Origin of the sequence: Bacillus paralicheniformis, from assembly GCF_001042485.2 — a bacterium.
GTDB classification, from domain to species: domain Bacteria; phylum Bacillota; class Bacilli; order Bacillales; family Bacillaceae; genus Bacillus; species Bacillus paralicheniformis.
Window position 1 is genome coordinate 180,811 of sequence record NZ_LBMN02000036.1, and the last position, 26,999, is coordinate 207,809.

Sequence of the window (26,999 nt, forward strand, 5' to 3'; positions counted from 1 at the left end):
ATCACCCATCCTTCCTCGGCTTGGCTTTCCCTAAGTAAAGGTAGCCGTCTTTAACCTCTTGCTCATAGCGGTCCAAAGGAGCAAGCGGCGGAGTTCCGGGCACGTTGGTACCATCCTTTTCATAAAGTCCGTAATGGCACGGACAAAAGAACTTATTCGGATTTTTAGGATCGCTGTTCCAGTTGACCGTACACCCCAAATGTTTACAAACCGGTGATAAAGCTACAATTTCGTCCCCACTTTTGAAAACCCACGCTGATCTCGATTCTTCCGATTCGTACCAGGCATCCACTTGTTTGATTTTAAAATCGAAGCGCTGCGGTTCATTTGTCAATTCATCAACGCTGACAACCTGAACCATGTCCTGATCTTCAGTCGGCCTTAAAACCGGATCGAGCGCGAAGCGAACCATAGGCATGAGCATCCCCGCCGCCATAAAGCCGCCGACTCCGGTCAGCGTATAGTTTAAAAACTGACGTCTGGATACCCGATGTCTTTTTTCGCTCATCTTCATATCCCCCCTCAAGTCCCCAGCTACAATATAACTGAAATAGAAAAAAATTCATGAAACTAGGACACCCTCATAATATATCAATATTTTAGGAAGGTCAACATTCCCAAAATCATTATACAAAGGAAATGTAAGTGTTTTTATTAAGAGTTCCAATATTGTAACAAAATGTTCAATATTTGCTCAATTTGGTCTTCCAGCAGCTTCTGCTTTAACGAATCCTTCATATGTTCGAGAGGAATCGCCGGAACCCACAGCAGCTTTTGCTCGCTTTCGAGCACCTGCTTCCAGCGTTCATCCGTCGTTAAAAAAACGATGTGGCGAAAATGTTTTCCGGCCATTTCTTTTAAATTGGCGATATGCTGCGCCGATTTTTCATTCGCATCTAAATATGTACAGGGTGGAAACAAATAGATTCTGCCCTTCAGCTGCCTTTCAAGTTCTTCTGCAAGTATAGACGTAAATTCCCCTTTTGATACGGCCGATTTAAACTGATCTCCCAAATTAACCGATATTAAAGGGATGACAGCTGTATCGATGTATTCTTTCGCGTTCAAGTAAATATCCGCATCGTGCGTATTCCATTTCACGGCTCCCGGCCTCCTCGTTTTGACAGCGCTTTCTCCGGAGCTGAACAAGCCTTGCTCTCGGCAAGGCTTGATTGGCAGCGGATTATCGCAGCTGGCTCAGTTGTTTAGCTAGTTTTTCGAAGCTCTCTTTATCTTGGCGGTCAAGCGCTTCATCGATTTCCCGCAGCAGCTTTTGTCTCTGAAAAGTGGAAATGGAATGCTCCAAAATCTGTTCAGCGACAATTTTATCTTTTTCATTTTCATATAGGTCTTTCGGAATATGGGGGTTGGCTTCGAGTACCGCCGCATATTCCGGAGAATTATAGGCTGAGCGGAAGTTCAGCTGGATAAAGAGATCCTGCTGCTTATTCAGCCTGATATCATGAAATGATTTTTCTGCATCGGTCGTCATGACATTTTCTTTATAAAAACGAAAAGGCACTTCCTCAACGCAGTGGGTAGACATGATAATGCCCCTCGGACAAAATTCGGCCTGCTCGACAAAATGCACTTTTTCCATCAGCGAGTCATGGCTCATTAAATAATTCAGAATCCATACACACTCTCTTCGTTTCAGCTGATAATGGTTGAGAAACCAGCGGATAAAATCTTTTTTTTCATTGACAGAAACAGGGGTCTGCATGTTATTCCCTCCTCTATCGCATCTTGTGTATTACTTTATAAATTCCACACAAACCGATCATATCCTGCTTATTCAAAGGAATTTTCATCTTCGATTCTGAAAATCGTCTCCTGGACTTCCTCGTTTGCCGGGTCGAGCTCTGCCAGTTTTTTCAGCAGAGGCAGCGCTTCTTTTCGCCGTCCTTCTTCTAGCAGAAACATTGAATATTCGTAAAGGAAATCGGCGTCATCCCGATAGTGCAAAAATGCGTTCTCATATTCCTCACGCGCCTTGTCGTACACCTCTGTCCGGGCGAACGCCGATGCCAGATGCCAGCTGAACTTCGGATCATCCTCTCCGTATTTGCGGACTTCCTGTACAAGTTCAATAATGCTCTCATCGTCGTCTTCTTCAAGAAACAGGGCAAGCAGGGTATGGACGGCTTCCAGAAATCCGGGGTCCAGCGCCAGCGCTTCACGAAGCAGCTCTTTCGCTTCCGAATGCCTTTTCGTTTTTAAGGCTGCTTTTGCAGCAGAAAGATAAAGCTCTTTGTTGAATTCATCGAAGCGGATTCCTTCTTTTGCCGTTTCAAATGCTTCTTCATAAAGCCCTTCTGCTTCAAAGCTGTTTGCCAGAGGCTTGTAAAGTGAAGAATAAGCAGGATCCATTTCCTTCAGCTCTGTCAGTTGTTTAATCGCAGTTTTAGGATACCCCGCTTTCAGCGCCGTAAAACCAAACCCGAACAGTGTGTTGGGCTCCGGGTTCTCCTTGACGGCTTTTTCATACCATTCAAGCGCTTCTTCAAACGCGCCGGATGAACTTAATGATTCCGCCAGCCTTTGGTACACATTGACGCCGCCGATGACGGCTTCTTCTTCGGCCGCTTTTTTGAATTGGCGGACCGCTTTGCCGTAAGCTCCCTGAGTGAAATACAGCTCTCCCAAAGCAAAATCGATAACCGGCTCATCCGGCAAAATGGCTTGGGCCTTTAACAGCTTTTGCTCGCTGACTTCAAACAGACCCTGCATCTGATAGAGGTCAGCCATTAAAAGCAGGCACTGCGGGTACGCTTCATCTGTTTCCGGAATCGTTTCGAGCACGCTCAGCGCTTTTTCTTCCTGATCGGTTTCGATGAGGAGTTCGGCATAAAAGCATGTCAGTTCCGTTTCATCCGGATACAGTTCATGGAGATCATTCGCGATGGCGATAGCCTTATCGACAATGCCCCATTCGTAATACAGCTGAGCTACTATGGCTTTGTCTTCATCATGAAGGTCAGACTCGATATCAGCAAGCTTTTTCAATCCGCTTTCCGGGTGGCCTGCTTCAACTAATTTTATGGCTTCTTGAATCGAAGTATTCAAATCTAAACGTCCCTTTCTTTCGTCAATTCATCGCCTGCCGTATCAGCCGGCATATCGCGGTGAGTTACTTACTATCATAATTCACGCGGCGGCTTCCGGCAAATATGTTGCCCGCACACCTGTATGAAGCAGATTGATTCTGTTAAGACAAGCTATGCGGGAGACATTCGTTTTATGATCAAACGCCCGGCTTTCATGATTTTCCGGGCTGAAAAAGCCTGAGCACAAGGCTTCAGGCTTTTTTTGCAAGCTTTTCAATATGTTCAAAAAACGAAGGATATGAGACGCTCACAGCTTCAGGCTGTAAAATGTCGATCGGCTGCTCGCAGATGCAGGCGGCGATTCCCAGCATCATTCCGATCCGGTGGTCCCCGTGGCTTGAGACTTTCGCGCCGCCTGTAAGAGGCGTCCTGCCGTGAATCTTCATCCCGTCTTCTGTCGGCTCGATGTTCGCACCGATTTTTTTCAGCTCTGAGGCGACGGTATCGATTCGGTTCGTTTCTTTTACTTTGAGCTCAGCCGCGTCTTTGATGACCGTCGTTCCTTGAGCTTGTGTAGCGAGAAGAGCGATGATCGGTATTTCATCGATGAGGCGCGGGATCAAATCGCCCGAAATCTCAGCGGCTTTCAAAGAGGACGTTTTGATTCTCAGATCGCCGTACGGCTCGGCGTTTCCGGCATTTTTTTCTTCGATTTCAAGATCGGCCCCCATTTCTTTCAAGACATCGATGATTCCCGTCCTGGTCGGATTGAGTCCGACATTGCGAAGCACGACTTCACTGTCAGGAACTAGGGAAGCCGCTGCCAGGAAAAACGCAGCTGATGAAATATCACCCGGCACGAAGACTTCGGCCGCTTTCAACTGCTGCCCGCCCTCAATTGTTACGCTTGTTTCATCTTCCTGAAGGCTGACACCGAACATTGACAGCATCCGTTCCGTATGGTCTCTTGATTTATGAGGCTCCGTCACCGTTGTGGCGCCTTCGGCCTGCAGACCTGCAAGCAAAACGGCAGATTTGATTTGCGCACTTGCAACAGGCGACTGAAAATCGATCGCTGCCAGATGTCCGCCGCGGACAGAGAGCGGTGTATATTCCCCTCCGGCGCGGCCGTCGATTTTCGCTCCCATTTTTCGAAGCGGTTCTGTGACACGCTTCATCGGCCTTTTGGCGATGCTCTCATCGCCGGCGACTGTACTGTGAAACGGGCGTCCCGCCAAAATGCCGAGCATCAGCCTGATCGTCGTTCCGGAATTCCCCACGTCAAGGAGTTCCGCAGGTTCAGCCAGCTGATCGAGCCCTTTGCCGAGGACGGTGACATCACTGCCATTCTGTTCGATTTCCACACCCATTTTCCGAAAGCAGGCGATCGTGCTCAAGCAGTCAGCTCCTGGCAAAAAGTTTTTGATGACCGTTTTCCCTTCTGCTATGGCTCCGAACATAACAGAGCGATGAGAGATGGATTTATCTCCCGGAATATGAAGCTCTCCTTTTAGTGAACTGATTTTTCCTCTTTTCATGTGTTCCACCTCAATCAGCATAAAATGTTTCATATTTTGCACGGGTTTGAATGCATTTTTCGGCGCGTTTTCGATCTTCATCGGATTGAAAGCTGATTCTGAGAACACCGTTTATGTCTTCCCTTGTTTCAATAATCCGGATGTTCGTAATGCTGATTTTCTCGTCAGCGAGAATCGCCGTAATTTCCGAGATGACCCCGGGATGGTCGGGGACATCGACATAAAGATCGTAAAAGGAAGGAATCGCGCCTTTTTGCCGCAAAGGCAGACCGTCGCGGTATTCCTTGGCTTGCCGAAAAAATTCAAACAGCCCGTCTGCATCTTCATTTTCGATAAAAGACTGGATTCTGTCCAGCTCAAATTTCCATTCGTCAAACCGTTCCAATATTTTATCTTTATTGTGCAAAAGAATATCGCGCCACATCGCCGGGCTGCTTGAGGCAATTCTCGTAATATCGCGGAAGCCCCCTGCGGCAAAACGCTTGACGAGCGGATAATGATCTTCGAATTTGACGGTCTGGTGGACGAGACTGGCCGCTACGACGTGCGGAAAGTGGCTGATCACGCTTGTAACGGCGTCGTGTTCAGCCGGAGACATTTCCACAAACTTTGCATTTGTTCCTTTGAGCAGATCTTTTAAGGAAGCAACCGCTTCTTTGCCGGCGGAGCCGGAAGGCGTCAAAATGTAAAACGCGTTCTCGAAAAGGAAGTCTTTGGCGGCTGCGACGCCCGATTTATGCGATCCGGCCATCGGATGGCCCCCGATAAACCTGTATTCATCCGGCAGCACTTTCTCGGCATAGGTGACGACCTTTTGTTTCGTGCTGCCGACATCTGTAATGAGCAGCTTTTTTCTGATGCCTGAAGCGGCAAGTTCATCAAGCATGTGAAGCGTCTGTTCGACCGGCGCCGCTAAAAAAACGGTTGATGCTTCTTTCACCCCTTCTAAAAAAGAAACAGCCGGAGCATCAATAACGCCAAGCTTTTGTGCAGCTCTTGCCTGCTCTTCTGACACGTCAAACCCGATGATCCGTTTGCCGGGGTGTTCCTTTTTGATGGCAAGGGCGATCGAACCGCCGATTAAGCCCAAACCGGCCAATAAAATCGTTTCATTTGGTTGAGTCATTTTTTATCACCTAAGTTCATCAATAGACTAAAGAGGTGACTGAATCATCACCTCTTACAACATGCCGGCTAACGTTTTCAACAAGCCTTCGTTCTGTTCCTTCGTACCGACCGATATTCTAAGGAATGTCGGAAAGCCGAGCGCATTCCCCGATCTGACGATATAGCCTTTTTTCAGCAGCTCCATGAAAAGTTCGTCTGCATTCCGTTTAAAATCGATCAGCACAAAGTTCGTTTGTGAAGGATAGTAATTTAGCCCGTGCTCATCACAGAAATCGTAGTACTGTTTGAGCCCTTCATTGTTTTTTCTCACGCAATCGTCGATAAATGCCTGATCGCCCAGCGCGGCAAGCGCGGCAGCCTGGCCGAGCCGGTTTGTATTAAACGGCTGTCTCGCCGGCTCAACCGCCTGAATCAGCTGTTCAGAGGCAATCCCGTAGCCGACCCTCAAAGACGCTAAACCGTAAGCTTTTGAAAACGTCCTGAGAATCATCAAGTTCGAAAAGCGTTCCAAAAGCGGAATGGTCTCAGGGTAGTCTTGAGCCGTTACGTATTCGTAATAAGCTTCATCGACGACAGCAAGGACATGTTCCGGGACTTTTTCAAGAAAACGGATCAGGTTGCGGCTGGATTCATACGTTCCGGTCGGATTGTTCGGACTGCAAACCCAGACAACCTTCGTCTGTTCATCGATCGCCTCCAGCATTGCATCCAAGTCGTGGCAGCCGTTTTCAAGCAGGCCGATTTCCCTGACTTCCGCTCCTTCGATGACAGCATTGTGCTTGTATTGTGAAAATGTCGGATTCGCCATTACAGTGTTTGATGCAGGATCCAACAAAGAGCGGGAAATAATTTGAATGACTTCGTCCGTTCCGTTTCCAAGGATGATGTTCGTTTCGTTTACGCCGAGATGGGAGGCAAGCTTTGTTCTTAATGCCGCACTATAGCCGTCAGGATAGAGAGCCATTTGCTGCACTTCGGTCTGGAGCGCTGCTTTTGCCGCTTCCGAACAGCCGTAAGGATTTTCATTTGAAGCGAGCTTGACGACCCGGTCGAGGTTGAATTCTTTTTTGACCTCTTCAATCGGTTTGCCCGGCTTGTAAGGCGTTAATTGTTTTAACTGTTCTTTAATTTGCAACATTCTGTCACCTCATTTTACCATGTACGATCCGCTAAATGTCTTAGCGTATGCCTCAAACGCCTTTAAGGCTTGTTCCCTTGTCTCAGGGGCGATGAGTTCGTCTTTCAGCTCTTCGATCTTTCTGACAAGGGCGCTTCCCACGACAACGCCGTCCGCCAGTTCATTCATCATCTCCACTTGTTTGGAGCTGGAAATCCCAAACCCAACGGCAACCGGGACGGAGCTCATTCCTTTAACTGACCTGATAAATGAAGAAACAGAATCTTCGAATTCATTGCGCACACCTGTCACACCGAGCGAAGAAACGCAATACACAAAACCTTCCGCTTGCTGCGTTATTTTTTGAATGCGCGATTCGCTTGTCGGCGCGACCAGCGAAATATAGGTAATCCCGTGTTTTTTACACTGCTGCTGCAAATATACACTTTCCTCAAAAGGAAGGTCCGGTACAAGGAGTCCGTCTAGCCGATTTTGTCGCAGTAAAGCGAAAAAGTGATCTGTATCTAATTGTAACACAGGATTATAATACGTAAAGAGAATAATCGGAATATGGACGCCGTTTTTTTTCATTTCACCGCCAAGCCTGATCGCTTTTACGATGTTCATGTCGTTGTCAAGCGCCCTTTTGGACGCGCGCTGAATCACCGGGCCGTCAGCGAGCGGATCAGAATACGGAACCCCGAGTTCAAGGGCGGACGCCCCCGCCTCTTGAAGGGATTTCGCCAGCTCGATCGAGATTTCAGGCAGCGGGTCTCCCGCTGTAATAAACGGAACAAATAACTTATCGGACGGCTGTTTTTTCAGATTGAACATCTTGATTCACCTCTTCTTCCAACACCTTCATCAAGGTATGGACGTCTTTGTCTCCCCTGCCTGAAAGGCAGACGAGAACACTTTTCTCTCTCGGCAGTTCTTTAGCGATGTCAAATGCTTTTGCCAATGCATGGGCGGATTCAATAGCCGGCAAAATGCCTTCTGTCTCTGTCAGCAGCCTTAATGCCGAGACCGCTTCATCATCAGTGACAGATTCATATGTGACGCGCCCTGTTTGATGAAGATGAGCGTGCTCGGGGCCGACCCCCGGATAATCAAGTCCTGCTGAGATGGAATAAGGCTCAATGATCTGTCCGTACTCGTCTTGAATCAAGTAGGTCAAAGAACCGTGGATAACGCCTTTTGTACCCTTTGTGATCGTTGCCGCGTGAAGGGGGGTGTCGACACCTTTTCCCGCAGCTTCGACTCCGATCAGTTCAACAGTTTCTTCAATGAATGCGCTGAACATCCCGATCGCATTGCTTCCGCCTCCGACACAGGCGACAACTTTATCGGGGAGGCTTTGCTCCAATTGATAAAACTGCGCTTTCGCCTCTTCGCCGATCATCCGTTGAAATTCACGGACGATATAAGGATACGGGTGCGGCCCGACGACGGAACCGATCATGTAAAAATGATCCTGGCAATGCTGAACCCAGTAACGGATCGCCTCGTTTGTAGCATCTTTTAATGTCCCGTTTCCGCTTGACACCGGAACGACCTCCGCTCCCAAGAGCTTCATCCGGAACACGTTCAGCGATTGTCTGGCAACATCTTCTTCACCCATAAAGACAATGCATGACAAGCCGAACTTTGCAGCGACAGTCGCCGCAGCCACGCCGTGCTGCCCTGCGCCGGTTTCAGCGATGAGCTTTGTTTTCCCCATTTTCTTGGCCAACAGAGCCTGGCCGAGGGCATTGTTGATTTTGTGGGCGCCTGTATGGTTTAAATCTTCTCTTTTTAAATAAATCTTCGCTCCGCCCAGCTGCTTTGTGAGCCGGTCAGCGAACGTCAAAGCCGTCGGCCTGCCTGAGTAGTCTTTTAAAAGCTTTTGATAATCCTTTTGAAACGAGGGGTCGTCTTTCAGTTCAAGAAACGCTTTTTCGATTTCTTCCAAAGGCTGCATGAGTGTTTCCGGCACGAATTTCCCGCCAAAATCACCAAACCTGCCTTGTTCATTCGGATATGAATACATGTTCGAACATCCTTTCTTCTAAAAGGCCGATCAGCTTTTCGCTTTTCCTGCCTCTTTCTTCAATTCCGCTTGCCAGGTCGATTCCCGGCGGGCGCCGCTTTAAAAGATCCACGATTGTGTCCGGGTTCACGCCCCCGGCGATAAACAGTCGCTTTCTTTCTCTTTGCGCTGCATCTTTATACATCGGAACGCTGTCCCACGAAAACGAAACGCCCGTTCCTCCTCTGAGCCCTTTAACAGACGAGTCGATGACATACCCGTCGATGTAAGGTGCGAAAGATGCCATGCGCTGAACGGTATCATCCCCATGGTGGAGCGCCTTCCAAATCTCGCAGTCTGTCATGCTTTTCAGCCGCTTGATGTCTGCCTCTGTTTCATCTCCGTGAAGCTGGATCACGTCCAAACCGGCATCTTTTACGATTTCTGCTATTCTGCAAATATTTTCATTAACAAAGACGCCGACAAGCTTTTTACCCGCTGTATCCGTTTTGCCACACCAGCGTTTCACATCCTCCGGGTCTGCCGACCGTCTGCTTTCGGCGAAAATAAATCCGAGGTAATCGGCTTTCGAGCGGGCTGTCACCTTTAAATCTTCCAATGAATGAATCCCGCAATATTTTAAGCCCGGTTTCTCCATCATCCGTTCTCTCCGAATAACGCATGGACAGCCTTCAGCTGTGACGGCTCTCTCATTAACGATTCGCCGACTAGCACAGCCCGGGCTCCGCACGCTTTTACAAAAGCGAGGTCTTCCGATTGTCCGATGCCGCTTTCGCTGATAAGAACGGTACCTGACGGAACGAGTTTTGCCATACGCTCCGTTTGCCCGACGGATGTTTCAAAGGTTTTTAGATTTCGATTGTTTACGCCGATGATTTCGGGTGTAAAGACATTTAAAATACCTTCAAGCGTCTCTTCGCCATGAACTTCGACAAGCACATCCATACCTTTTTCAGCAGCTTGCTGATAGAGGTCAAACAGCTTTTGCGGTTCAAGCGCTTCTCCGATCAGCAGGATCGCATCCGCTCCGATGCGGTCCGCTTCTTCAACCTGAATGGAATCAATGATAAAATCCTTGCGCAGTACTGGCAGCGAAACCGAGCGTTTCACATCTGACAAATAACTGTTCTTCCCTTGAAAAAAAGGTGTATCTGTCAGAACAGACAAACAGTCGGCTTTAGCCTGTTCGTACTGTTTAGCGATTTTTACGGGCTCAAAGTTTTCCTGAATCACACCTTTTGACGGTGAAGCTTTTTTCACCTCCGCAATTAAAGCGACAAACCGGTTAGGAGAAAGAAGCGCCTTTTTAAATGACCGCTTTGGCAGCTTCAAATCTTCCGGCAGTTCGATTTTCAGAATGTCTTCTCGTTTTCTATCAATAATTTGATTAAGCATACAACTCTTCCTCTTTCTGTTTTAATCGTTCCAGCTGATCAAGCGCCTCACCGCTTGCAACAGCTTCTAAAGCGAGTGCAACGCCTTCTTTTAAACCCGGTGCCTGTTCTGCGACGTATAAAGCGGCTCCGGCATTAAACGCTGCGATATGAACAGCCGAATCCGGAGCGCGGTTTTTCAAAATATCGACGATGAGACGGCCGCTTTCTTCAGGCGTCGCCACCTGAATGTCGCTTATCCTGCCGAACGGCAGACCGACATCGCCAGGCTCAACGGTGTATTCGTATGTTTTGCCGCCTTTCAGTTCAATCACATCTGTCGGCGATGTGATCGACAGTTCATCAAGACCGTCCCGGCTCGATACAAACAATACGTGTTCCGGTTCAAACGCTTCAAGTGCGCGGGCCATGAGCTTTGCTTTTTCAATCGAGTAGACGCCGATCACCTGGCGCTTGGCTTTCATTGGATTGCTGAGCGGGCCGAGCAGATTGAATACGGTTCTAAAAGCCAAATCCTTCCTTGCGCCGGCCACGTGCTTCATGGAAGAGTGATAGCTTGGCGCATAGAGGAATCCCATATTGCGGCGTTCAATGCTCTGAATCGTTTCTTCAGGCGACGTCTGAATTGAAACGCCAAGATATTCGAGAACATCAGCGCTCCCGCTTTTTGAAGAAACGGAACGATTACCGTGTTTGGCAATTTTTGCCCCGGCTGATGAAGCGATGATCGCCGCCGCTGTGGAAATGTTGAAGGTTGAGCTTCCGTCTCCTCCGGTTCCGCACGTATCAACAACATCTTCCGGCCCGTTTATTGTTTGCGCCTGCTCCCGCATGGCTTTGACAAATCCCGCAATCTCTTCAGCCGTTTCTCCCCTGTAGGCGAGAACGGACAGGAGGCCTCCAATTTCCGCGGCGCTCAGCGAGCCGGTCATCATGTCACGCATGATGCTGTGTGCCTCGGTTTCATTCATTGTTCCTCCATTAACGCATGATTTCAGCAGTTCGTTCATTGCCGTCCTCCCCCTTTTCGAGAAACATTTCTTCAGCGATTTGAATCGTTTTTAACAGAGCCCCCGCTTTATTGCAGGTCTCTTCCCACTCTTTTTCAGGCACGGAGTCGGCTACGATGCCTGCTCCGGCCTGGATGGACGCCACTCCGTTTTTCACGCTCATCGTCCGGATCGTGATGCATGAATCGATATTTCCGTCAAATCCGATATAAGCAATGCATCCCCCATATGTTTCCCTCGGTTCGGGCTCAAGTTCATTTAAAAGCTGAATCGCGCGGATTTTCGGAGCGCCGGTCAAAGTTCCGGCCGGAAATGCGCTCATTAAAGCGTCTACCGGATGAACGCCCGCTTTTAACGAGCCGGTTACGATCGAAATGATGTGCATGACGTGTGAAAAGGAAACGATTTTCGTAAACTCGGGCACTTGGACAGATCCGTACTCAGCTACTCTGCCGATATCATTTCTCGCCAAATCGACGAGCATGTAGTGCTCCGCTTTTTCTTTCTCATCAGCCAAAAGATCTTTTTCGAGCCGCTTATCTTCAGCCTGATCACCGCCTCTTTTCCTCGTGCCGGCAATCGGATGAATTTCAAGATGACCGTTTTGAACATGGATCAGGCGTTCAGGCGAGCTTCCGACGAGATCGCGGTCAGGAAGCTTCATGTAGTACATGTACGGGGATGGGTTGACCATTCTCAGCACTCTGTATAACTCAAAAGAACTGACCTTCACCGGAATATCGAACCTTTGCGAAAGGACGCCTTGAAAAATGTCTCCCGCTTTAATGTACTCTTTCAAGCGATTGACATCGGCCAAAAACCGGGATTTCTCATATGTTGATTGAACCCCTTTAAAGCTGGGGGCCGTGTGCCGTCCTTGCGGGAGAAACAGCTCTTTCGTCGTTTTCCGGCCTGACAGCCTGTGTGTAAGCTGTTTGAGCTCTTCTTTCCCCTTTTTAAAAATGCGCTGTTTCTCCTCCCTTGTTTCACTGCCTTCAAGCCTTGCATAGTGGATGAAATGCAGCTTTTTCAGCTCGTGATCATAGGCGATCATCGTCCGGCAGACAAACAGGAGACATTTTTCCATCTCCGTTTCTTTGCTGTGCCCTTTGACGGACGGTTCAATGAGCGGCATTAAATCATAGCTTAAATAGCCGACCGCTCCCCCTGTAAACGGGATGTCGAGCTCAGGCGCTTTGATCGAATATGTCTCCGACATCCATTCGAGAATTTCTTTTAACTGTGAAGCTGAATAAAGCTTTTTCTGCTTTTGATCGCAGGCGTGAAACCGGCCGCATTCTTCTTTGATCGTCAAAAAGGGATCCAGACCGATGAAAGAATATCTTGACCATGCAGAGGTTTCATCCTGGCTTTCCAGCAAATACACGATGTTTTCCTGCAGCTTCTCGACCAATTGAACGGGCGTCAGCGTATCGACGGAAAAACTCTCAATTATCGGTATTGTTTTAAAGTGTGAAGTATCCTCTGAAAAAGAGGCAAAATCGGTTTGCAGACTCAACAATCTCTCACTCCTTATTCAGGCGGAGAGAATGAGAAGAAGGCCTTTAGAGGACAAATGATTGAATTGAAGAGGGGAAAACGAAACAAACCCAAAAGAACAGCGTCTTTTGGGTAGAATGAATAAACGTTTTGTCTCAACTCAGCTCATCTCAGCTCATTCTCAATCTACCCTAGTCTCATACTCAGCTTTTCTAAACTAAAACCCCATACACACTCCTGTGTATTTCAAGGTTTCTACAATCGTATTACAATTCAGTATTTTTTGTCAATGATAAATCAGGTCTGAGCGTTACGGCATTTTCTAAATAAACGTGGCGGACTTCATCCTGCCGCATATCCGTCTGAACCGTCATCATCACTCTGATGCATTTTTTAAGGGCGTGTTCAACATCCATTTCCTGCATGCACATGACGGGCACATGCTGCCAGCCGTCAAACGTTCTGACGACCTTTGCGGGAAAAGCAGCGTGAATATCGGAAGTGGCAGAAATGAAGATCTGCACAACTTGCTCAGGTTTGAGTTGATTTTCATCGATCATTTTTCCGATCAGCTGCTTCGTCCGCTCCGTAATGTCTTTTTCTGTATCCTGGTCAACTGTCGTCGCTCCCCGAATTCCGCGCATCATCATTTGCCTCCCTCCAATCTCCACATATTCAGCCATCGTTCAATTTCATCGGCTTTAAAGGAGTGCAGCCGCACACTGCCGATCTTATCCAGCAGAACAAACTGAATGATACCTCTGCGTGTTTTTTTATCGTTCATCATTCGATTGATGAGAGCTTCTGTTGAAACTTCGCGTTTTACGCTTTCCGGATAGCCGAGATTTTTCAGCCAGGCGGCGATTTTTGTGCGGTCAACAGGACAATTCAACACCTTCTCGCTGACAAACAAAGCAAATTGCATGCCTAAAGCGACAGCGTCGCCATGGGTCATCTCTCCGTAGCCGTATTCGGCTTCAACGGCGTGGCCAAGCGTGTGCCCAAAATTCAGATAGGCCCTGATTCCCTGTTCGCGCTCGTCTTGTGAGACAACTTCCGCTTTAATCGAAATGCCTTTGTACACCATTTCACTGAGCTGGCCGGTCGTAATCGCTTTAATTGAATCAATTTTAAGCAATTCGTTCAAGAAAGATTCATCACGGATAAATGCGTGCTTAATGACTTCCGCAAGACCTGAACGCATTTCTTTTTCAGAAAGCGTGCTCAAGCATTCGGTATCATAAACCACCGCCTTCGGCTGATGAAAAGCGCCGATTAAGTTTTTTCCGAGCGGATGATTAATGGCAACTTTCCCTCCGACCGCGCTATCATGAGACAGCAGAGTCGTTGGGAATTGCACATAATCGATGCCCCTCATAAAAGTTGAAGCGACGAACCCTGCAAGATCGCCGACAACGCCGCCGCCCAGCGCCACAATGCATGACGAACGGTCAAGGTGAAATTGAATGGCTTCCGTCTGGAGCTTCATAAACAGATCGATTGATTTGGCCTGTTCACCGCTTGGCACCGCAACCTTTTTGACGGGCCATTTGCTGCGGAGAAGGCCGAACAGTTCTTCTCCATAGTGTTTATCAACTTCTTCGTCGGTGATCAATAGCACTTTCGTCATCGGAAGGTTCAAGGATGACAAGAGCTCTGCCGCGTTTTTTCTAATGCCTCCCCCGATGAACACCGGGTAGGACAAAGAAGCGGTTTCGATTTGAAGTGATTTCATTAAAACTCCCTCGCAAGCTTTCTCATTTTCTCAACATTTTCAGCGATCCGGTCCATTTGGTCAACGCCAAACTGCTCGACGATCGCCTTGGCGATTTCCCATGCAACAACCGCTTCAGCCACTACGCTTGCGGCAGGGACAGCGCAGGAATCGGAACGCTCGATGCTTGCTGTAAACGGCTCTTTCGTCTCGATATCAACGCTTTTGAGCGGTTTGTATAACGTTGGAATCGGCTTCATCACGCCTCTGACGACAATCGGCATTCCCGTTGTCATCCCGCCTTCAAGGCCGCCGAGACGGTTTGTAGCGCGCGTATAGCCTTTTTCTTCGTCCCAAATGATTTCGTCATGGACTTCACTGCCGTTTTTGCGTGCAGCTTCAAAGCCGATGCCGAATTCAACACCTTTAAAAGCATTGATGCTCAGCACGGCGGCAGCCAGCTTGCTGTCGAGTTTGCGGTCGTAATGGACATAGCTGCCGACTCCTACCGGCACCCCTTCAACAATCACCTCGACGATTCCGCCGATCGAATCGCCATTTGCTTTTGCTTCATCGATCGCGTCCATCATTTTTCTGCCCGCTTCTTCGTCATAGCATCTGACAGGAGACTCTTCGGTTACTTTTTTCAAGTCTTCGATAGATTCATAATTTGTTTTTTCGGCTTTTACTCCGCCGATCTCCAGCACGTGGCCGGCCACTTGGATGCCGAGCTGGGAAAGGATCTTTTTGGCGACGGCTCCTGCCGCCACACGGACGGTCGTTTCTCTGGCAGATGAACGTTCAAGCACGTTGCGCATATCTCTGTGCCCGTATTTGATCGCGCCGTTCAAATCAGCGTGACCCGGTCTTGGCCTTGAAATCTGTCGTTTCATTTCGCTTTCTTCTTCAGCCGTGATCGGCTCTGATCCCATGATTTTCGTCCAGTGTTTCCAGTCGTTGTTTTCGACGACGAGAGCGATCGGCGATCCAAGAGAACGCCCGTGCCTTACACCGCTTGTGATCCGTGCCTGATCTTTTTCGATTTGCATCCGGCGTCCGCGGCCGTGGCCTTTTTGACGTCTTTGAAGCTCGTAATCAATGTCTTCTTTTGTGATATAAAGCCCTGCTGGGACTCCTTCGATAATTGTCGTAAGCTGCGGACCGTGAGATTCACCGGCTGTTAAATACCTCATGCTTTCGTTCTCCCTTCATCACATTAACGCTTTTAAGTAAAACTATAACATAACCTTTTATAAAAAGTCAGCTAACTTTTTTGATAGAAAAACGTATCTGTCGATTGAAAACCGTATTTTTCCGGATTGAAGATCTGTTCCGTGCTTCCGACAAACAAAACTCCATTATTCTTCAAACTGCCGCTGAACTTATGATAGATCTTCTCTTTTGCTTCCTCTGTAAAATATATGAGAACATTGCGGCATACGATGATATCAAAATCTTTCTCATATGCATCAGCCAGTAAATTGTGTTTTTGAAAGCGAATGTTTTTCTTGATCTCGTCTTTGACGGCAAATCGGTTTCCGTCTTGCGTAAAATAAAGTTCCTTTATCTCTTTCGGCACTTCCTGCAGAGATCTTTCCTGATACACGCCTTCTTTCGCTTTCGCAAGAACTTTGTCATCGATATCTGTTGCGATGATCTGATAGTCTGAGAGGCCTTTCTGTCTGCTTAAAATCATCGATAATGTATACGGCTCTTCACCGGTTGAACATGCCGCACTCCATACTTTCAATGTTTTCGCAGGCTTTAAGAGTGGGAGGATGGTTTTTTCGAGAACCTCCCACCTCTTATAGTTTCTGTAAAATTCTGAAACATTAATCGTCATCCTGTCCAGCGTTTCCTGCAGAAGAGCTTCATTCTTTTCTAAAGCAAGCGCAAATTCGCGGAAATCGCCGTACCCCTTTTTTTCATAAAGAGATGTTAGCCTTCTTTTCATTTGCGCCTCTTTGTACAATGCCAAATCCACACCAGTTATTTTTTTCCATTTATCAACAAAGAAACTGTAATTGTCCATGTTTTCTCTCCTAATCGTCGTGCTGATATGAGTACAATTATAGCTTGTTTTCTTTTAAATTTGTATCTTTAAAAAGAAAAAAGCCTGCCCGGCGGCAGCCATTCTGATCTATATAAAAAAATCAGCTTTTCAGCTGATTTTTAGTAAATCCATTGATTCATTAACTTCTCGTCTTCAACAAGTTCGTCTTCTTTAAAAAACAAGTTGATTTCGCGTGCTGCACTTTCAGGAGAATCTGAACCGTGAATGATATTTTTTCCGACAAACATGCCGAAGTCTCCGCGAATTGTTCCTGGGAGCGCTTCCTTAGGGTTCGTCTTCCCGATCAGCTGTCTGGCGACCGCGATTGCTTCTTCGCCTTCCCACACCATGGCGAATACCGGGCCTGAAGTAATAAAGTCGACAAGCTCGCCGAAAAACGGTTTGCCGTTATGTTCTTTATAATGCTCGCCTGCCGTCTCTTCTGAGACCTTCATCAGCTTGGCTCCGATTAATTGTAAGCCCTTACGTTCGAATCTTAACAAAATTTCGCCGATCAGCTGACGCTGAACGCCGTCAGGTTTTACCATCACAAAGGTTTTTTCCATAGTCGATTCTCCACCCCGCTAATATGTATAGGCTTTCAACACTACAACAGAAATATAGCATTTTTCAAACAATTAATCAATAAAGGGTGGAGAATATTCATACTTTCGACTCATTTGTCTTTTTTTAGAACTTTCGTTTACCGATGTATTTCGCAATTTGACCCAGTGCCGTCCGCGCCCGGTTTTTCGGGAGCGTTTCAAGCAGTGCGAAAGCCTTATTTAAATACATTTCGCTGACTCTGAACGATTGTTCGATAGCATCGGTTTTCTTCAGTTCTTCGATCACTGGTTTGATCTGTTCCGGAGTCGTTTCACTGTTGACCAGCATAAGCCGCGCTTTTAATTCAGGCGATTTCCGTGCATATAATACGGGAAGCGTGACATTCCCCTGAAGCAGATCACTACCCACAGGCTTGCCAAGCTCTTTTTCGCTTGAGGTGAAATCGAGGATGTCATCAATAATTTGATAGGACATGCCGACATAATAGCCAAACCAGTACAACGTTTTATGAATGTTTTCACCCGCGCCGGCAGCAATGGCGCCTAGCTGGCAGCTCGATGCGATCAGAAGGGCTGTCTTGCGCCTGATTCTCCGCAAATAGGTTCTGAGGTTTTGCTCCATATTATATTTATCTTTGATTTGTTCAATTTCTCCAAGACAGACTTCGACAATCGCCTTGGACAAGATTTCGTGGGCTTTCGGTTCGTTTATTTTCGTCATCGCTTCAAGTGAGCGAGCGAACAAATAATCACCTGTGTACATTGCAATCCGGTTATCCCACTTCGCTTTGATAGTCGGCTGTCCCCTTCTAAGCTCCGCATCATCGATGACATCGTCGTGTACGAGCGAAGCCATATGTATCAATTCCAATGAAACAGCGACATTTTTAATTTTGTTGATATCGTATTCACCGAACATGCCGGAAAGCAGGACAAACACAGGACGAATCCGCTTGCCTCCGGCCTGCAGCAAATGCAGGCTCGCTTCACTTAGCAATGGATAGTCGGAGTGCACGGTCTTTTCAAGCTCTTTTTCTATTAATTCAATATCGTCATTTAAAAAAGAATAAAACGTTGTCAATTTCATATCGATTCACCCGAGTATTTCAGTAGTCATCATCGCTTCAAGCCGACATGTGTAGCCGCTACGCCGCCTGTGAACGGATGATATTGAACATTTTCTAATCCAGCCTCTTCAAACAATGCAGCAAGCTCTTTCATACCAGGAAATTCCCTGGCCGATTCCTGAAGCCATGAATACTCCTTAAAGCTTTTGGCAAAGAGCTTTCCAAACATGGGCATAATAAAACGGAAGTACAGGAAGTACAGCTGTTTGAACCCGAACATTTCAGGCTGGGACGTCTCAAGGCATACAACCTGGCCGCCGGGTTTTACCACGCGCGCCATCTCTTTTAATACGGTTAAATAGTCGGGAACATTGCGAAGCCCGAAGCCGATGGTGACATAGTCGAACGTATTGTCCGGGAAGGGCAGTTCCATCGCGTTGCCGTGGATCAGTTCGATCTGGCTGTAGCTGTCGGTCTTTTGTTCGGCGATGCTCAGCATGTTTTTGCTGAAATCAAGGCCCTTGATTTCCCCTGTCTCTCCGGCCGCATCAGCGAGCGCGATTGTCCAGTCGCCCGTCCCGCAGCAGACGTCAAGCGCTTTGGCTCCTTTTGGTACGTTCATGAGCTGCATCGTTTTGTCGCGCCATTTTTTATGCTGTTTAAAGCTGATGACGGAGTTCATCTGGTCGTAATTTTTATAAATCTTTTCAAACACGCCGTGTACGCGCTGTTCTTTTGACTGCACCATGATTACCCTTCTTCCACTTTCTGATGATAAGTTCGTTTTTCAGGCCGAATTTCCTGCAGGCGTTTCAGAAGCCATTTTTGGACGGCGGGCTTTGCAGCAAGCGACTGGTTGATCGCAAGCTTGGCTTCTTCATAAGCCGCTGCAGCCAGCTGTCCGCATGAAGCCTGGTCTTCCGGAAACTCTTTCTGTATGATCGTCTCCAGCAGCCGGGAATCTGAAGCTTTTTCTTCGGCCGCAAACCTTTTAAACACAAGAAAGTCATTGGCGGCTGTTTTCCAGTGAGGCAGGTAAAAGTGGTCGGCGAGATGGTGAAAAAGTGCAGCTTCCACTATGCTGACGCTTTTTTTCAGGCTGTCCGCATCTTTTGCGGAATGGTCGTAAATCCTGATTTTATGTTCGTTTATTTCTTTGATGGCCGCAGCGAGCGTCCGAATCATATAAATATCCTTCATACCCGATAACAGCGAGTAGTACATGCCGCTGAAATAATCACCGGCCAATACGGTCAGCTGGCGGTTTTTATAGTCGTCCTGCTTAATTGAAGCTGCGGTCGTGACTTCATCATGGGTATCAAGGGCTGTTTGAACAAGCATCGCCGTTAAGATGTAACTTTCCTTGTCAGCTTCTTTTAAATCCGTTTCCTCAAACAGAGCGTAGAAAAGAAACAGCTTATCCTCATCAACTTTCGGCGCAGTCAAATGCTTCGCCAAATATGGATGTGAAAGCTTTTGATTCAGCTTGATTTTCAAATAAGATAATTGTCCGTAGATGTCTTGCAAAGATATCACCCTTGTCCCAAAATTCGCAGTTTTTCTTTTTGATTGATTATGTATCTTTTTTGAGCGGAGAAAGTTTAATTATACCATAATATGTTGAAAGATATTGTCTTATGCCACGCAAACGGCCATAAAAGGCCGGCTATCTATTTTTTCGACTCGCTTTTCATCTCGCCGTTTGCCGTCTGAATCAGGGCCTCGCCCCGGATCTTGATCGCAGAGGTGTGCTCGGTAAACTGGCAGATCATCACCTCTCCTTTATCAAGCTTTTCTGAATGATGAAATCTTGTGTCCGTGCCTCTCGTCAGGCCGATCACGTTGACGCCGTCTTCGACGGCTTTGATAACGACAAAATCATTCGATTGATTATTGGTCATGTTCATCGCACACCTTCTCATTTTTAATCATGATGTTTTGATAAGCTCCAACACCTCAGAGCGAGCGGCTACATCTTGTCTAAACGTTCCTCTTACGGCTGAAGTGACAGTTTTTGAACCCGGCTTTTTCACGCCGCGCATCGTCATGCACATGTGCTCGGCTTCAACAACAACCATGACACCGTGCGGAGTCAGCGTTTCAACAATGCTGTCGGCGATTGTTGACGTAATCCGCTCCTGCAGCTGCGGGCGCTTTGCCACCGCTTCAACGGCTCTCGCCAATTTGCTGAGCCCTGTCACTTTTCCCCCTTTAGGGATATAAGCTACATGGGCTTTCCCGTAGAAAGGGACTAAATGGTGCTCACACATTGAATAAAAGGGAATATCTTTAACAAGAACAAGCTCTTCGTGATCCTCGCCGAAAATCGTTTTGAAATGCTCTTTCGGATCTTCGTTTAACCCTGCAAATACTTCGGCGTACATTTTCGCGACTCTTTTCGGTGTATCAAGAAGGCCTTCACGGTTCGGATCTTCTCCGATCGCCTCCAATATTTGCCGGACAGCTTGTTCAATTTGTTCTTTGTTGATTTCTCTCATTGTTTTATATCCTCCAGAAACGCATACATTTAATTCAGATTCTAGCACACTTCAGCTTATAAAAGCAAAATGAAAGGTTTTTTGCTGGCAAAATGTTTTCCGTCTGAAAAAAAGCCTTAAAATTATGAAAAGCCCCTTTGAAAAGGGGCTTTCCTGTGAAGAAACAACATGGTATGTATTACGCGCGAAAACGGCATATATACATACAATTATTTTCCTGCTACAGCGTCTTTAAGCGCTTTACCTGGTTTGAAAGCAGGTACTTTGCTTGCAGGGATTTCGATTTCTTCACCTGTTTGAGGATTGCGTCCTTTACGAGCTGAGCGCTCACGAACCTCAAAGTTACCAAAACCGATCAATTGAATTTTTTCACCGTTTTTAAGTGCATCTAAAATTGTATCAAAAACAGAATCAACTGCTTTAGTAGCGTCTTTTTTAGATAGTTCGCTTGCTTCTGCAACCGCATTGATTAGTTCTGTCTTGTTCATGCCTTTCACCTCCTCCCAAAAGGTATCAAACAATAGATTATCATCATTTCTTCACAGTTCAACCTGTTTCTATACCTGTTTGAACAGAAATTTCAAATAAATATAGAAAAGGCATTTCACGGCTTTCAGTGAAAATTTCACTTTGAGAGGAACGTTTGTCCAGTAAAGTGAAGATTTTCTGTATGTAGATTAACACATCTGAATAACCATATCAAGCATTTTAAAGCGATGATCCCTTATTCGTCAAGGTTTAAGCAGAATGAAACGAACAAATATTCCTGTTTTTCCTTTTTTAATCATAATCTTTCCTATATTTCCAGCCGCTTGCCCCTGCCGTCTCAATCCCTTTCACGGCGCCTGTTCATCCTGTTTCAGGCATGAAAAAAAGACCTCCCGTATGATAAGAGGCCTTCCCTTTTATAAGATGATCGCAATCAAGCCGCCTGATCCTTCATTGATGATGCGCTCGAGCGTCTCCTTCAGCTTATATCTTGCATTTTCAGGCATGAGGGACAGCTTCGCCTGAATCCCTTCTCTGACGATGGAGCTCAGGCTCCTTCCGAAAATGTCGGAATTCCAGATTGACAGCGGATCATCCTCAAAGTCCTGCATTAAATAGCGGACAAGCTCTTCGCTCTGCTTCTCTGTTCCGATGATTGGCGCAAACTCGCTCTCCACATCGACTTTGATCATATGAATCGACGGCGCCACCGCTTTCAGGCGGACTCCGAATCTTGACCCCTGCCTGATGATTTCCGGTTCATCAAGGCTCATATCGGTTAATGCGGGAGCAGCGATTCCATAACCGGTTTGTTTCACCATTTTCAACGCATCTGATACTTGATCATATTCGGTCTTGGCATGGGCAAAATCCTGCATGAGCTGAAGGAGGTGATCCTTTCCTCTGATTTCAACGCCGACGACTTCCCTCAAAATTTCATCGTACAGGTAATCCGGCGCGTACAAATCGATTTCGGCGATCCCCTGGCCCATTTCTATTCCGGCGAGGCTGGCGCACTCGATAAAATCAAATTCGCTGAAGTGTCCGACGACGCGGTCGACATCTCTCAGTCTTTTAATATCTTTGACGGTTTCTTTAACGGAATCTTGATAGTTTTCCCTGAGCCAATGATTCTCTTTTAATACCATGACCCAGCTCGGAAGATTGACGTTGACTTCGAGTACAGGGAATTCGTAAAGCGCTTCTCTGAGAACGCTCAGAACGTCCGCTTCCCTCATGCTTTCAACGCTCATCGCCAGCACCGGAATGTCGTATTTCTCCATCAGCTCTTGCCTGAGCGCTTCCGTTTCCGGATGGTACGGCCTTACGGAATTGATGACCATGATAAATGGTTTTCCAACCTCTTTTAATTCATCGATCACCCGTTCTTCAGCCTCGATATAATCCTGTCTGGCGATTTCTCCAATCGTGCCGTCAGTCGTAATCACAACACCGATGGTGGAGTGTTCCTGGATGACTTTTCTCGTGCCGATTTCGGCAGCTTCGTGAAACGGAATCGGCTCTTCATACCAAGGAGTGTTGATCATTCTCGGCCCGTTTTCATCCTCGTATCCCTTTGCTCCGGGTACAGTATAGCCGACACAGTCGACAAGCCTTATATTCACATCGAGTCCGTCACTGACATGAACTGACATTGCCTGATTCGGAACAAACTTCGGTTCAGTTGTCATAATGGTTTTGCCAGCGGCACTTTGGGGGAGCTCATCTTGTGCGCGCGCCCGGTCTGCTTCATTGTTGATATTCGGGAGCACCACTAGCTCCATAAATTTTTTGATAAACGTAGATTTTCCTGTACGTACAGCTCCTACGACACCTAAGTATATATCGCCTCCTGTTCGTTCAGCGATATCCTTGAAAATATCGACCTTTTCCAAGTGATCCCCTCCCGGACTTCCAATCCTTTTCAATTTTTTACTTCTTCATCAATCAAAAACAGGACACTATAGTGTATGACGTTGTCCTATTTCAATATGACAGCTTAGGGAAATTTTTTCGGCATGCATGAAAAAACCTTTCTCCTCATTGTATGCTGAGGAGAAAGATTCATGACTGATACTTGCATTTTGACCGATATTCTATTCGAGAAAAACAGGTTCCTGTTTGTCATTCACTGTATACTTTACCGAAAACGCTGGAACAAAAGGCGTCTCTTTCCACATCAAATCCTGAATTTCCTCACCCGGCTTTACCGTTTTTTTCGACCGCTTTATCAGGTTGGCCAAATCCACTCGGTAATCCACTTGAATGTCGCCTTTTTCATCGACGAGAAGCGGCAGAGAGGTGCCGGAAAGCGGACTCGTGACAGAAGGCGCCTCTTTCAGTCCGAGCTTTTCATGGTCAAGCATGAATAAGTGATTGGATACGACTTTTTTATACGGTGGATACTTGTGCTGATCTTTATACATTTCGACCCGAAGCTTTAGCTCTCTGATCATTTCCGACATTTTTATATCAATGAGCTTGACCGTCGGCTTTTTTTCTACATCGACAAGAACGTACAAGTACTCTCCGCCGCTTTCATAGGAAGTACCCGGCGGCTCAGCCATATACCGGGGGGACAGCCTGTTAAAATCGATAGGGTATTTTTGATAGATTGGAACGCTCATATCCCTTGTCTTAATCGGCAGAAGCCCTCCCGTCGCCTCCCTGAATTCATCAACGGCCGCCTGCACTTCTTTGAGCTGGTGCTGATACGGCACGCTGTTTTTCGCCTTTCTTTCTTCAGGGTACAAACAGCCGCTTAGCATGATTGCGGTCAATACAGTAACAAGTAGTGCGTTTACGATTTTCATATGAATCTTCCTTTTTTATGCTTTATTCGTTGACGGGACCGCTGAAGACGACAAAAAAGACGATCACGCCGGAGATGAGCATACATGTATAGGCGACGAACGACGTGAGCACTTTTAAAAAACGGTTTTTAAATTTATATCTGCTTATGTATATGGCAATCACCGCTAAGAACATCAGGCCCATTGATCCCAAGGCAAACCACATTTTTAACAGACCGACATTCACATTGAAGCCCTCCTTCTACCTTTTCTTGTGATGTAAGCGTTATATTTCATTTTATATAAGAAAAACCAGAAGTTCAACAGCTTTTCCAATATTTCGAAACGGAAAAAACCGCAAAAAAAACCTGAAGCAAAGAGGGGGGCTTTGCTTCAGGCATAACGATTGTGACTATATAACCCAATTGGTAAGATACAGCTCTTCCAGACTTCGATTCTATTTTATGCAAGTCTTCGGACAAATGTATCCTCTCTTGCCTAAGTCTCCAAAATGTTTCGGTTTTTTTAAAACGAACTTAGAGGAGAGTATAAAGCAGTTGGTGATGGAGTGGTCATTTCATTTGATTTTCAAATGTGTTCACAAGATCTTCCATCTCGTGTGTTTTGACTCTCGCCATCAATGATTCGACTGCCGTCTCAACTTTTTCGCCGTCAAACAATACTTTGTGCAATGCCTCGGTAATCGGCATTTTCACATCAAATTTCTTTGAAAGCTGATAAGCGGCTTTTGTCGTGCGGACCCCCTCAACGACCATCCCCATTTCTTCCAGAACTTCATCCAGTTTGAAGCCTTTACCCAGCATATTACCGGCTCGCCAATTTCGTGAATGGACGCTCGTGCAGGTGACGATCAAATCTCCGATTCCTGTAAGCCCCGAGAATGTCAGCGGGTTTCCGCCCATTTTCGTGCCGAGTCGGGCGATCTCTGCCAAGCCCCTTGTAATCAGCGCGGCTTTCGCATTATCTCCGTACCCCAAACCGTCTGTAATGCCCGCGGCAAGCGCAATGACGTTTTTCAGCGCGCCGCCGATCTCTACGCCGATCATATCCGGATTGGTATACACGCGGAAATTCTGATTCATAAACATATCCTGGATCGCCTGTGCCGATTCAATGCTGCTGTCGGCAGATACGGTTACCGTCGTCGGGTGTCTTAAACCGACTTCTTCCGCATGGCTCGGCCCGGAGAGAACGACGATGTCCTCCCTTAATTCAGCCGGAATTTCCTCTTTCATCATTTCAGAAATGCGGAGCAGCGTGTCAGGCTCAATTCCTTTTGAAACATGTACAAAAATCGCCTTTTGGTCGATGAAGGAAACAGCCTGTGCGAGAACTTCGCGGATCGCTTTTGTCGGAACGGCGACGATGATCGTCTTGACATCGGCCACTGCAGCTTCAAGATCTGTTGTGGCATGCACGTTTTCAGAAAGTTTGACACCCGGCAGATAATCTTTGTTTTCATGGTGTTCATTGATTTGCTGAATCAGTTCTTCACGATGGCCCCAAATGCACACATCGTACTGGTTGTCCGCCAAAACGAGCGCCAAGGCTGTTCCCCAGCTTCCGGCTCCCAAAATCGATACTTTTGTCATTTTTACTACACCTCTTTATTTTCTTGCTCTTGCGAAAATCTTGATTGGTGTTCCTTCAAATCCGAAGGCGTCGCGTATCCTGTTTTCCAAAAAGCGTTCGTAAGAAAAATGCATCAGCTCAGGATCATTGACAAATACGACAAATGTCGGCGGCTTCACAGCCACTTGTGTCGCATAATAAATTTTTAAGCGGTTGCCATTATGCGTCGGCGTCGGGTTCATAGCCACTGCATCCATAATGATATCATTAAGAATATTGGTCTGCACCCTCATCGAATGGTTTTCGCTTGCCGTCATGACTGCAGGCATCAGCGTATGGATGCGCTTTTTCGTCAAAGCGGACATAAACAAAACAGGCGCGTAGTCCAAAAATTGAAAGTGATCTCTAACCTTTTCTTCGAATTCTTTCATCGTCCGCTCGTCTTTTTCGACTGCATCCCATTTATTCACGACGATGACGACGGCTTTTCCCGCTTCATGCGCATAGCCGGCAATCCGCTTGTCCTGCTCGATGATGCCTTCTTCGCCGTCCAAGACGACGCAGACGACTTCTGAGCGGTCGATCGCCTTTAAAGCCCGGAGGACGCTGTATTTTTCAGTTGCCTCATACACTTTTCCCTTTTTTCTCATCCCGGCTGTATCAACGATGACAAAGTCTCTTTGATTGTATGTAAACCTCGTGTCAATGGCGTCGCGCGTTGTTCCCGCAATATTGCTGACGATCACGCGCTCTTCTCCAAGCATGGCGTTTACAAGAGAGGATTTTCCGACGTTCGGCCGGCCGATGAGGCAAAATTGAACGACCTCATCCTCATACTTCGTTTCGGGTATGTTTTTAAAATGTTCGCTGACCGCGTCAAGCAGATCGCCGAGACCGAGGCCGTGCGTCCCTGAAATCGGGTACGGCTCGCCAAAGCCGAGGGCATAAAAATCGTAAATGTTTGCTCTCATTTCAGGATTATCCACTTTATTAACCGCCAGAACGACAGGTTTTTTTGTACGGTATAAAATTTTTGCCACTTCTTCATCAGCAGCCGTGACGCCTTCGCGGCCGTTCGTCATGAAAATAATCACATCTGCTTCTTCCATGGCGATTTCGGCCTGATGGCGAATCTGCGCCAAAAACGGCTCATCGCCGACTTCGATTCCGCCTGTATCAATCAGGTTGAAGTCGTGATTCAGCCACTCGGCAGAGCTGTATATTCGATCCCGCGTCACGCCAGGTGTATCTTCCACAATCGAAATTCTTTCGCCAGCGATCCTGTTAAAGATCGTGGACTTCCCCACATTGGGCCTTCCAACTATGGCTACGACAGGTTTTCCCATAGTACCCTTCCTTTCAATTCAGTAAAGCTTTTCCATCTTTAAATGAATCATCATTTATTTCTCTTTTCAAAAAATCAGTTTGAAGAAAGAAACCCTTCTTATTCCATGAGAAGGGCTT

The 26,999-nt window shown here is 46.9% G+C and carries 29 protein-coding genes; all 29 read right to left on the bottom strand.

The features are described 5' to 3' along the window. Window position 1 precedes the first annotated feature (1 nt). Complete coding sequence (locus ACH97_RS19865; protein ID WP_003182954.1) at window positions 2-508, bottom strand: QcrA and Rieske domain-containing protein; 507 nt, start codon at window positions 506-508, stop codon at window positions 2-4. 146 nt (window positions 509-654) lie between these two features. Further along, window positions 655-1,101, bottom strand: a complete 447-nt coding sequence (locus tag ACH97_RS19870) for a YpiF family protein (RefSeq protein ID WP_020451943.1) — start codon at window positions 1,099-1,101, stop codon at window positions 655-657. A gap of 82 nt (window positions 1,102-1,183) precedes the next feature. Continuing rightward, window positions 1,184-1,723, bottom strand: coding sequence for a ReoY family proteolytic degradation factor (locus ACH97_RS19875; protein ID WP_020451944.1), 540 nt, complete (start codon window positions 1,721-1,723; stop codon window positions 1,184-1,186). Window positions 1,724-1,791: 68 nt separating this feature from the next. Then, window positions 1,792-3,066 (bottom strand): tetratricopeptide repeat protein, encoded by a 1,275-nt coding sequence (locus ACH97_RS19880; protein ID WP_020451945.1) that lies wholly within the window; start codon window positions 3,064-3,066, stop codon window positions 1,792-1,794. 232 nt (window positions 3,067-3,298) lie between these two features. After that, window positions 3,299-4,585 (bottom strand): 3-phosphoshikimate 1-carboxyvinyltransferase, encoded by a 1,287-nt coding sequence (aroA, locus tag ACH97_RS19885; RefSeq protein WP_020451946.1) that lies wholly within the window; start codon window positions 4,583-4,585, stop codon window positions 3,299-3,301. A 10-nt stretch (window positions 4,586-4,595) separates the two neighbouring features. After that, window positions 4,596-5,711, bottom strand: coding sequence for a prephenate dehydrogenase (locus ACH97_RS19890; RefSeq protein ID WP_020451947.1), 1,116 nt, complete (start codon window positions 5,709-5,711; stop codon window positions 4,596-4,598). Window positions 5,712-5,765: 54 nt separating this feature from the next. Continuing rightward, window positions 5,766-6,851 carry a histidinol-phosphate transaminase gene (hisC, locus tag ACH97_RS19895; RefSeq protein WP_020451948.1) on the bottom strand — a complete coding sequence of 362 codons (1,086 nt, stop codon included), beginning with the start codon at window positions 6,849-6,851 and terminating at the stop codon, window positions 5,766-5,768. A gap of 9 nt (window positions 6,852-6,860) precedes the next feature. Continuing rightward, window positions 6,861-7,664: a tryptophan synthase subunit alpha gene (trpA, locus tag ACH97_RS19900; RefSeq protein ID WP_026579384.1), complete on the bottom strand. Its 804-nt coding sequence runs from the start codon at window positions 7,662-7,664 to the stop codon at window positions 6,861-6,863. After that, the gene (gene trpB / locus ACH97_RS19905; protein WP_023857444.1) at window positions 7,633-8,859 is read right to left on the bottom strand and encodes a tryptophan synthase subunit beta; all 1,227 of its coding nucleotides are present in this window, start codon (window positions 8,857-8,859) and stop codon (window positions 7,633-7,635) included. Before trpB ends, trpA begins: the two co-directional genes overlap by 32 nt. After that, the gene (locus tag ACH97_RS19910; protein ID WP_023857445.1) at window positions 8,840-9,496 is read right to left on the bottom strand and encodes a phosphoribosylanthranilate isomerase; all 657 of its coding nucleotides are present in this window, start codon (window positions 9,494-9,496) and stop codon (window positions 8,840-8,842) included. Before ACH97_RS19910 ends, trpB begins: the two co-directional genes overlap by 20 nt. Continuing rightward, window positions 9,496-10,254: an indole-3-glycerol phosphate synthase TrpC gene (trpC, locus tag ACH97_RS19915; protein ID WP_048350066.1), complete on the bottom strand. Its 759-nt coding sequence runs from the start codon at window positions 10,252-10,254 to the stop codon at window positions 9,496-9,498. The genes ACH97_RS19910 and trpC overlap by 1 nt, the downstream gene beginning before the upstream one ends. After that, entirely contained in the window at window positions 10,247-11,263 is a 1,017-nt protein-coding gene (trpD, locus tag ACH97_RS19920) for an anthranilate phosphoribosyltransferase (RefSeq protein ID WP_035338514.1), read from the bottom strand. Before trpD ends, trpC begins: the two co-directional genes overlap by 8 nt. Further along, window positions 11,235-12,782 (bottom strand): anthranilate synthase component I, encoded by a 1,548-nt coding sequence (gene trpE, locus ACH97_RS19925; RefSeq protein WP_023857448.1) that lies wholly within the window; start codon window positions 12,780-12,782, stop codon window positions 11,235-11,237. Before trpE ends, trpD begins: the two co-directional genes overlap by 29 nt. Window positions 12,783-13,029: 247 nt before the next feature. Continuing rightward, complete coding sequence (gene aroH / locus ACH97_RS19930) at window positions 13,030-13,413, bottom strand: chorismate mutase (RefSeq protein ID WP_023857449.1); 384 nt, start codon at window positions 13,411-13,413, stop codon at window positions 13,030-13,032. Continuing rightward, complete coding sequence (gene aroB / locus ACH97_RS19935) at window positions 13,410-14,498, bottom strand: 3-dehydroquinate synthase (protein ID WP_035338513.1); 1,089 nt, start codon at window positions 14,496-14,498, stop codon at window positions 13,410-13,412. The genes aroH and aroB overlap by 4 nt, the downstream gene beginning before the upstream one ends. Continuing rightward, the gene (gene aroC, locus ACH97_RS19940; RefSeq protein WP_025811222.1) at window positions 14,498-15,670 is read right to left on the bottom strand and encodes a chorismate synthase; all 1,173 of its coding nucleotides are present in this window, start codon (window positions 15,668-15,670) and stop codon (window positions 14,498-14,500) included. The genes aroB and aroC overlap by 1 nt, the downstream gene beginning before the upstream one ends. A 71-nt stretch (window positions 15,671-15,741) precedes the next feature. Then, a complete protein-coding gene (locus tag ACH97_RS19945) occupies window positions 15,742-16,509 on the bottom strand; it encodes a CheR family methyltransferase (RefSeq protein WP_020451958.1) in 768 nt (255 codons plus the stop codon). Between the two features lie 140 nt (window positions 16,510-16,649). Then, window positions 16,650-17,096 carry a nucleoside-diphosphate kinase gene (ndk, locus tag ACH97_RS19950; protein ID WP_026579377.1) on the bottom strand — a complete coding sequence of 149 codons (447 nt, stop codon included), beginning with the start codon at window positions 17,094-17,096 and terminating at the stop codon, window positions 16,650-16,652. A 124-nt stretch (window positions 17,097-17,220) separates the two neighbouring features. Beyond that, window positions 17,221-18,183, bottom strand: coding sequence for a heptaprenyl diphosphate synthase component II (gene hepT / locus ACH97_RS19955; RefSeq protein ID WP_020451959.1), 963 nt, complete (start codon window positions 18,181-18,183; stop codon window positions 17,221-17,223). Between the two features lie 29 nt (window positions 18,184-18,212). Further along, entirely contained in the window at window positions 18,213-18,911 is a 699-nt protein-coding gene (locus ACH97_RS19960) for a demethylmenaquinone methyltransferase (protein ID WP_020451960.1), read from the bottom strand. Window positions 18,912-18,913: 2 nt separating this feature from the next. Then, window positions 18,914-19,690: a heptaprenyl diphosphate synthase component 1 gene (locus tag ACH97_RS19965; RefSeq protein ID WP_023857454.1), complete on the bottom strand. Its 777-nt coding sequence runs from the start codon at window positions 19,688-19,690 to the stop codon at window positions 18,914-18,916. Between the two features lie 143 nt (window positions 19,691-19,833). Next, window positions 19,834-20,064, bottom strand: coding sequence for a trp RNA-binding attenuation protein MtrB (mtrB, locus tag ACH97_RS19970; protein WP_023857455.1), 231 nt, complete (start codon window positions 20,062-20,064; stop codon window positions 19,834-19,836). A gap of 27 nt (window positions 20,065-20,091) precedes the next feature. After that, the gene (gene folE, locus ACH97_RS19975; RefSeq protein ID WP_020451963.1) at window positions 20,092-20,661 is read right to left on the bottom strand and encodes a GTP cyclohydrolase I FolE; all 570 of its coding nucleotides are present in this window, start codon (window positions 20,659-20,661) and stop codon (window positions 20,092-20,094) included. A 209-nt stretch (window positions 20,662-20,870) separates the two neighbouring features. Further along, window positions 20,871-21,149: a non-specific DNA-binding protein Hbs gene (hbs, locus tag ACH97_RS19980; protein ID WP_003183006.1), complete on the bottom strand. Its 279-nt coding sequence runs from the start codon at window positions 21,147-21,149 to the stop codon at window positions 20,871-20,873. A gap of 417 nt (window positions 21,150-21,566) precedes the next feature. Next, a complete protein-coding gene (spoIVA, locus tag ACH97_RS19985; protein WP_048350065.1) occupies window positions 21,567-23,045 on the bottom strand; it encodes a stage IV sporulation protein A in 1,479 nt (492 codons plus the stop codon). A gap of 201 nt (window positions 23,046-23,246) precedes the next feature. After that, the gene (locus ACH97_RS19990) at window positions 23,247-23,963 is read right to left on the bottom strand and encodes a hypothetical protein (protein ID WP_020451965.1); all 717 of its coding nucleotides are present in this window, start codon (window positions 23,961-23,963) and stop codon (window positions 23,247-23,249) included. A 22-nt stretch (window positions 23,964-23,985) separates the two neighbouring features. After that, the gene (locus ACH97_RS19995; protein ID WP_020451966.1) at window positions 23,986-24,189 is read right to left on the bottom strand and encodes a DUF2768 domain-containing protein; all 204 of its coding nucleotides are present in this window, start codon (window positions 24,187-24,189) and stop codon (window positions 23,986-23,988) included. A 325-nt stretch (window positions 24,190-24,514) separates the two neighbouring features. Then, window positions 24,515-25,555 (bottom strand): NAD(P)H-dependent glycerol-3-phosphate dehydrogenase, encoded by a 1,041-nt coding sequence (locus ACH97_RS20000; RefSeq protein WP_020451967.1) that lies wholly within the window; start codon window positions 25,553-25,555, stop codon window positions 24,515-24,517. 15 nt (window positions 25,556-25,570) lie between these two features. Next, complete coding sequence (der, locus tag ACH97_RS20005; protein WP_020451968.1) at window positions 25,571-26,881, bottom strand: ribosome biogenesis GTPase Der; 1,311 nt, start codon at window positions 26,879-26,881, stop codon at window positions 25,571-25,573. Window positions 26,882-26,999: the final 118 nt, after the last annotated feature.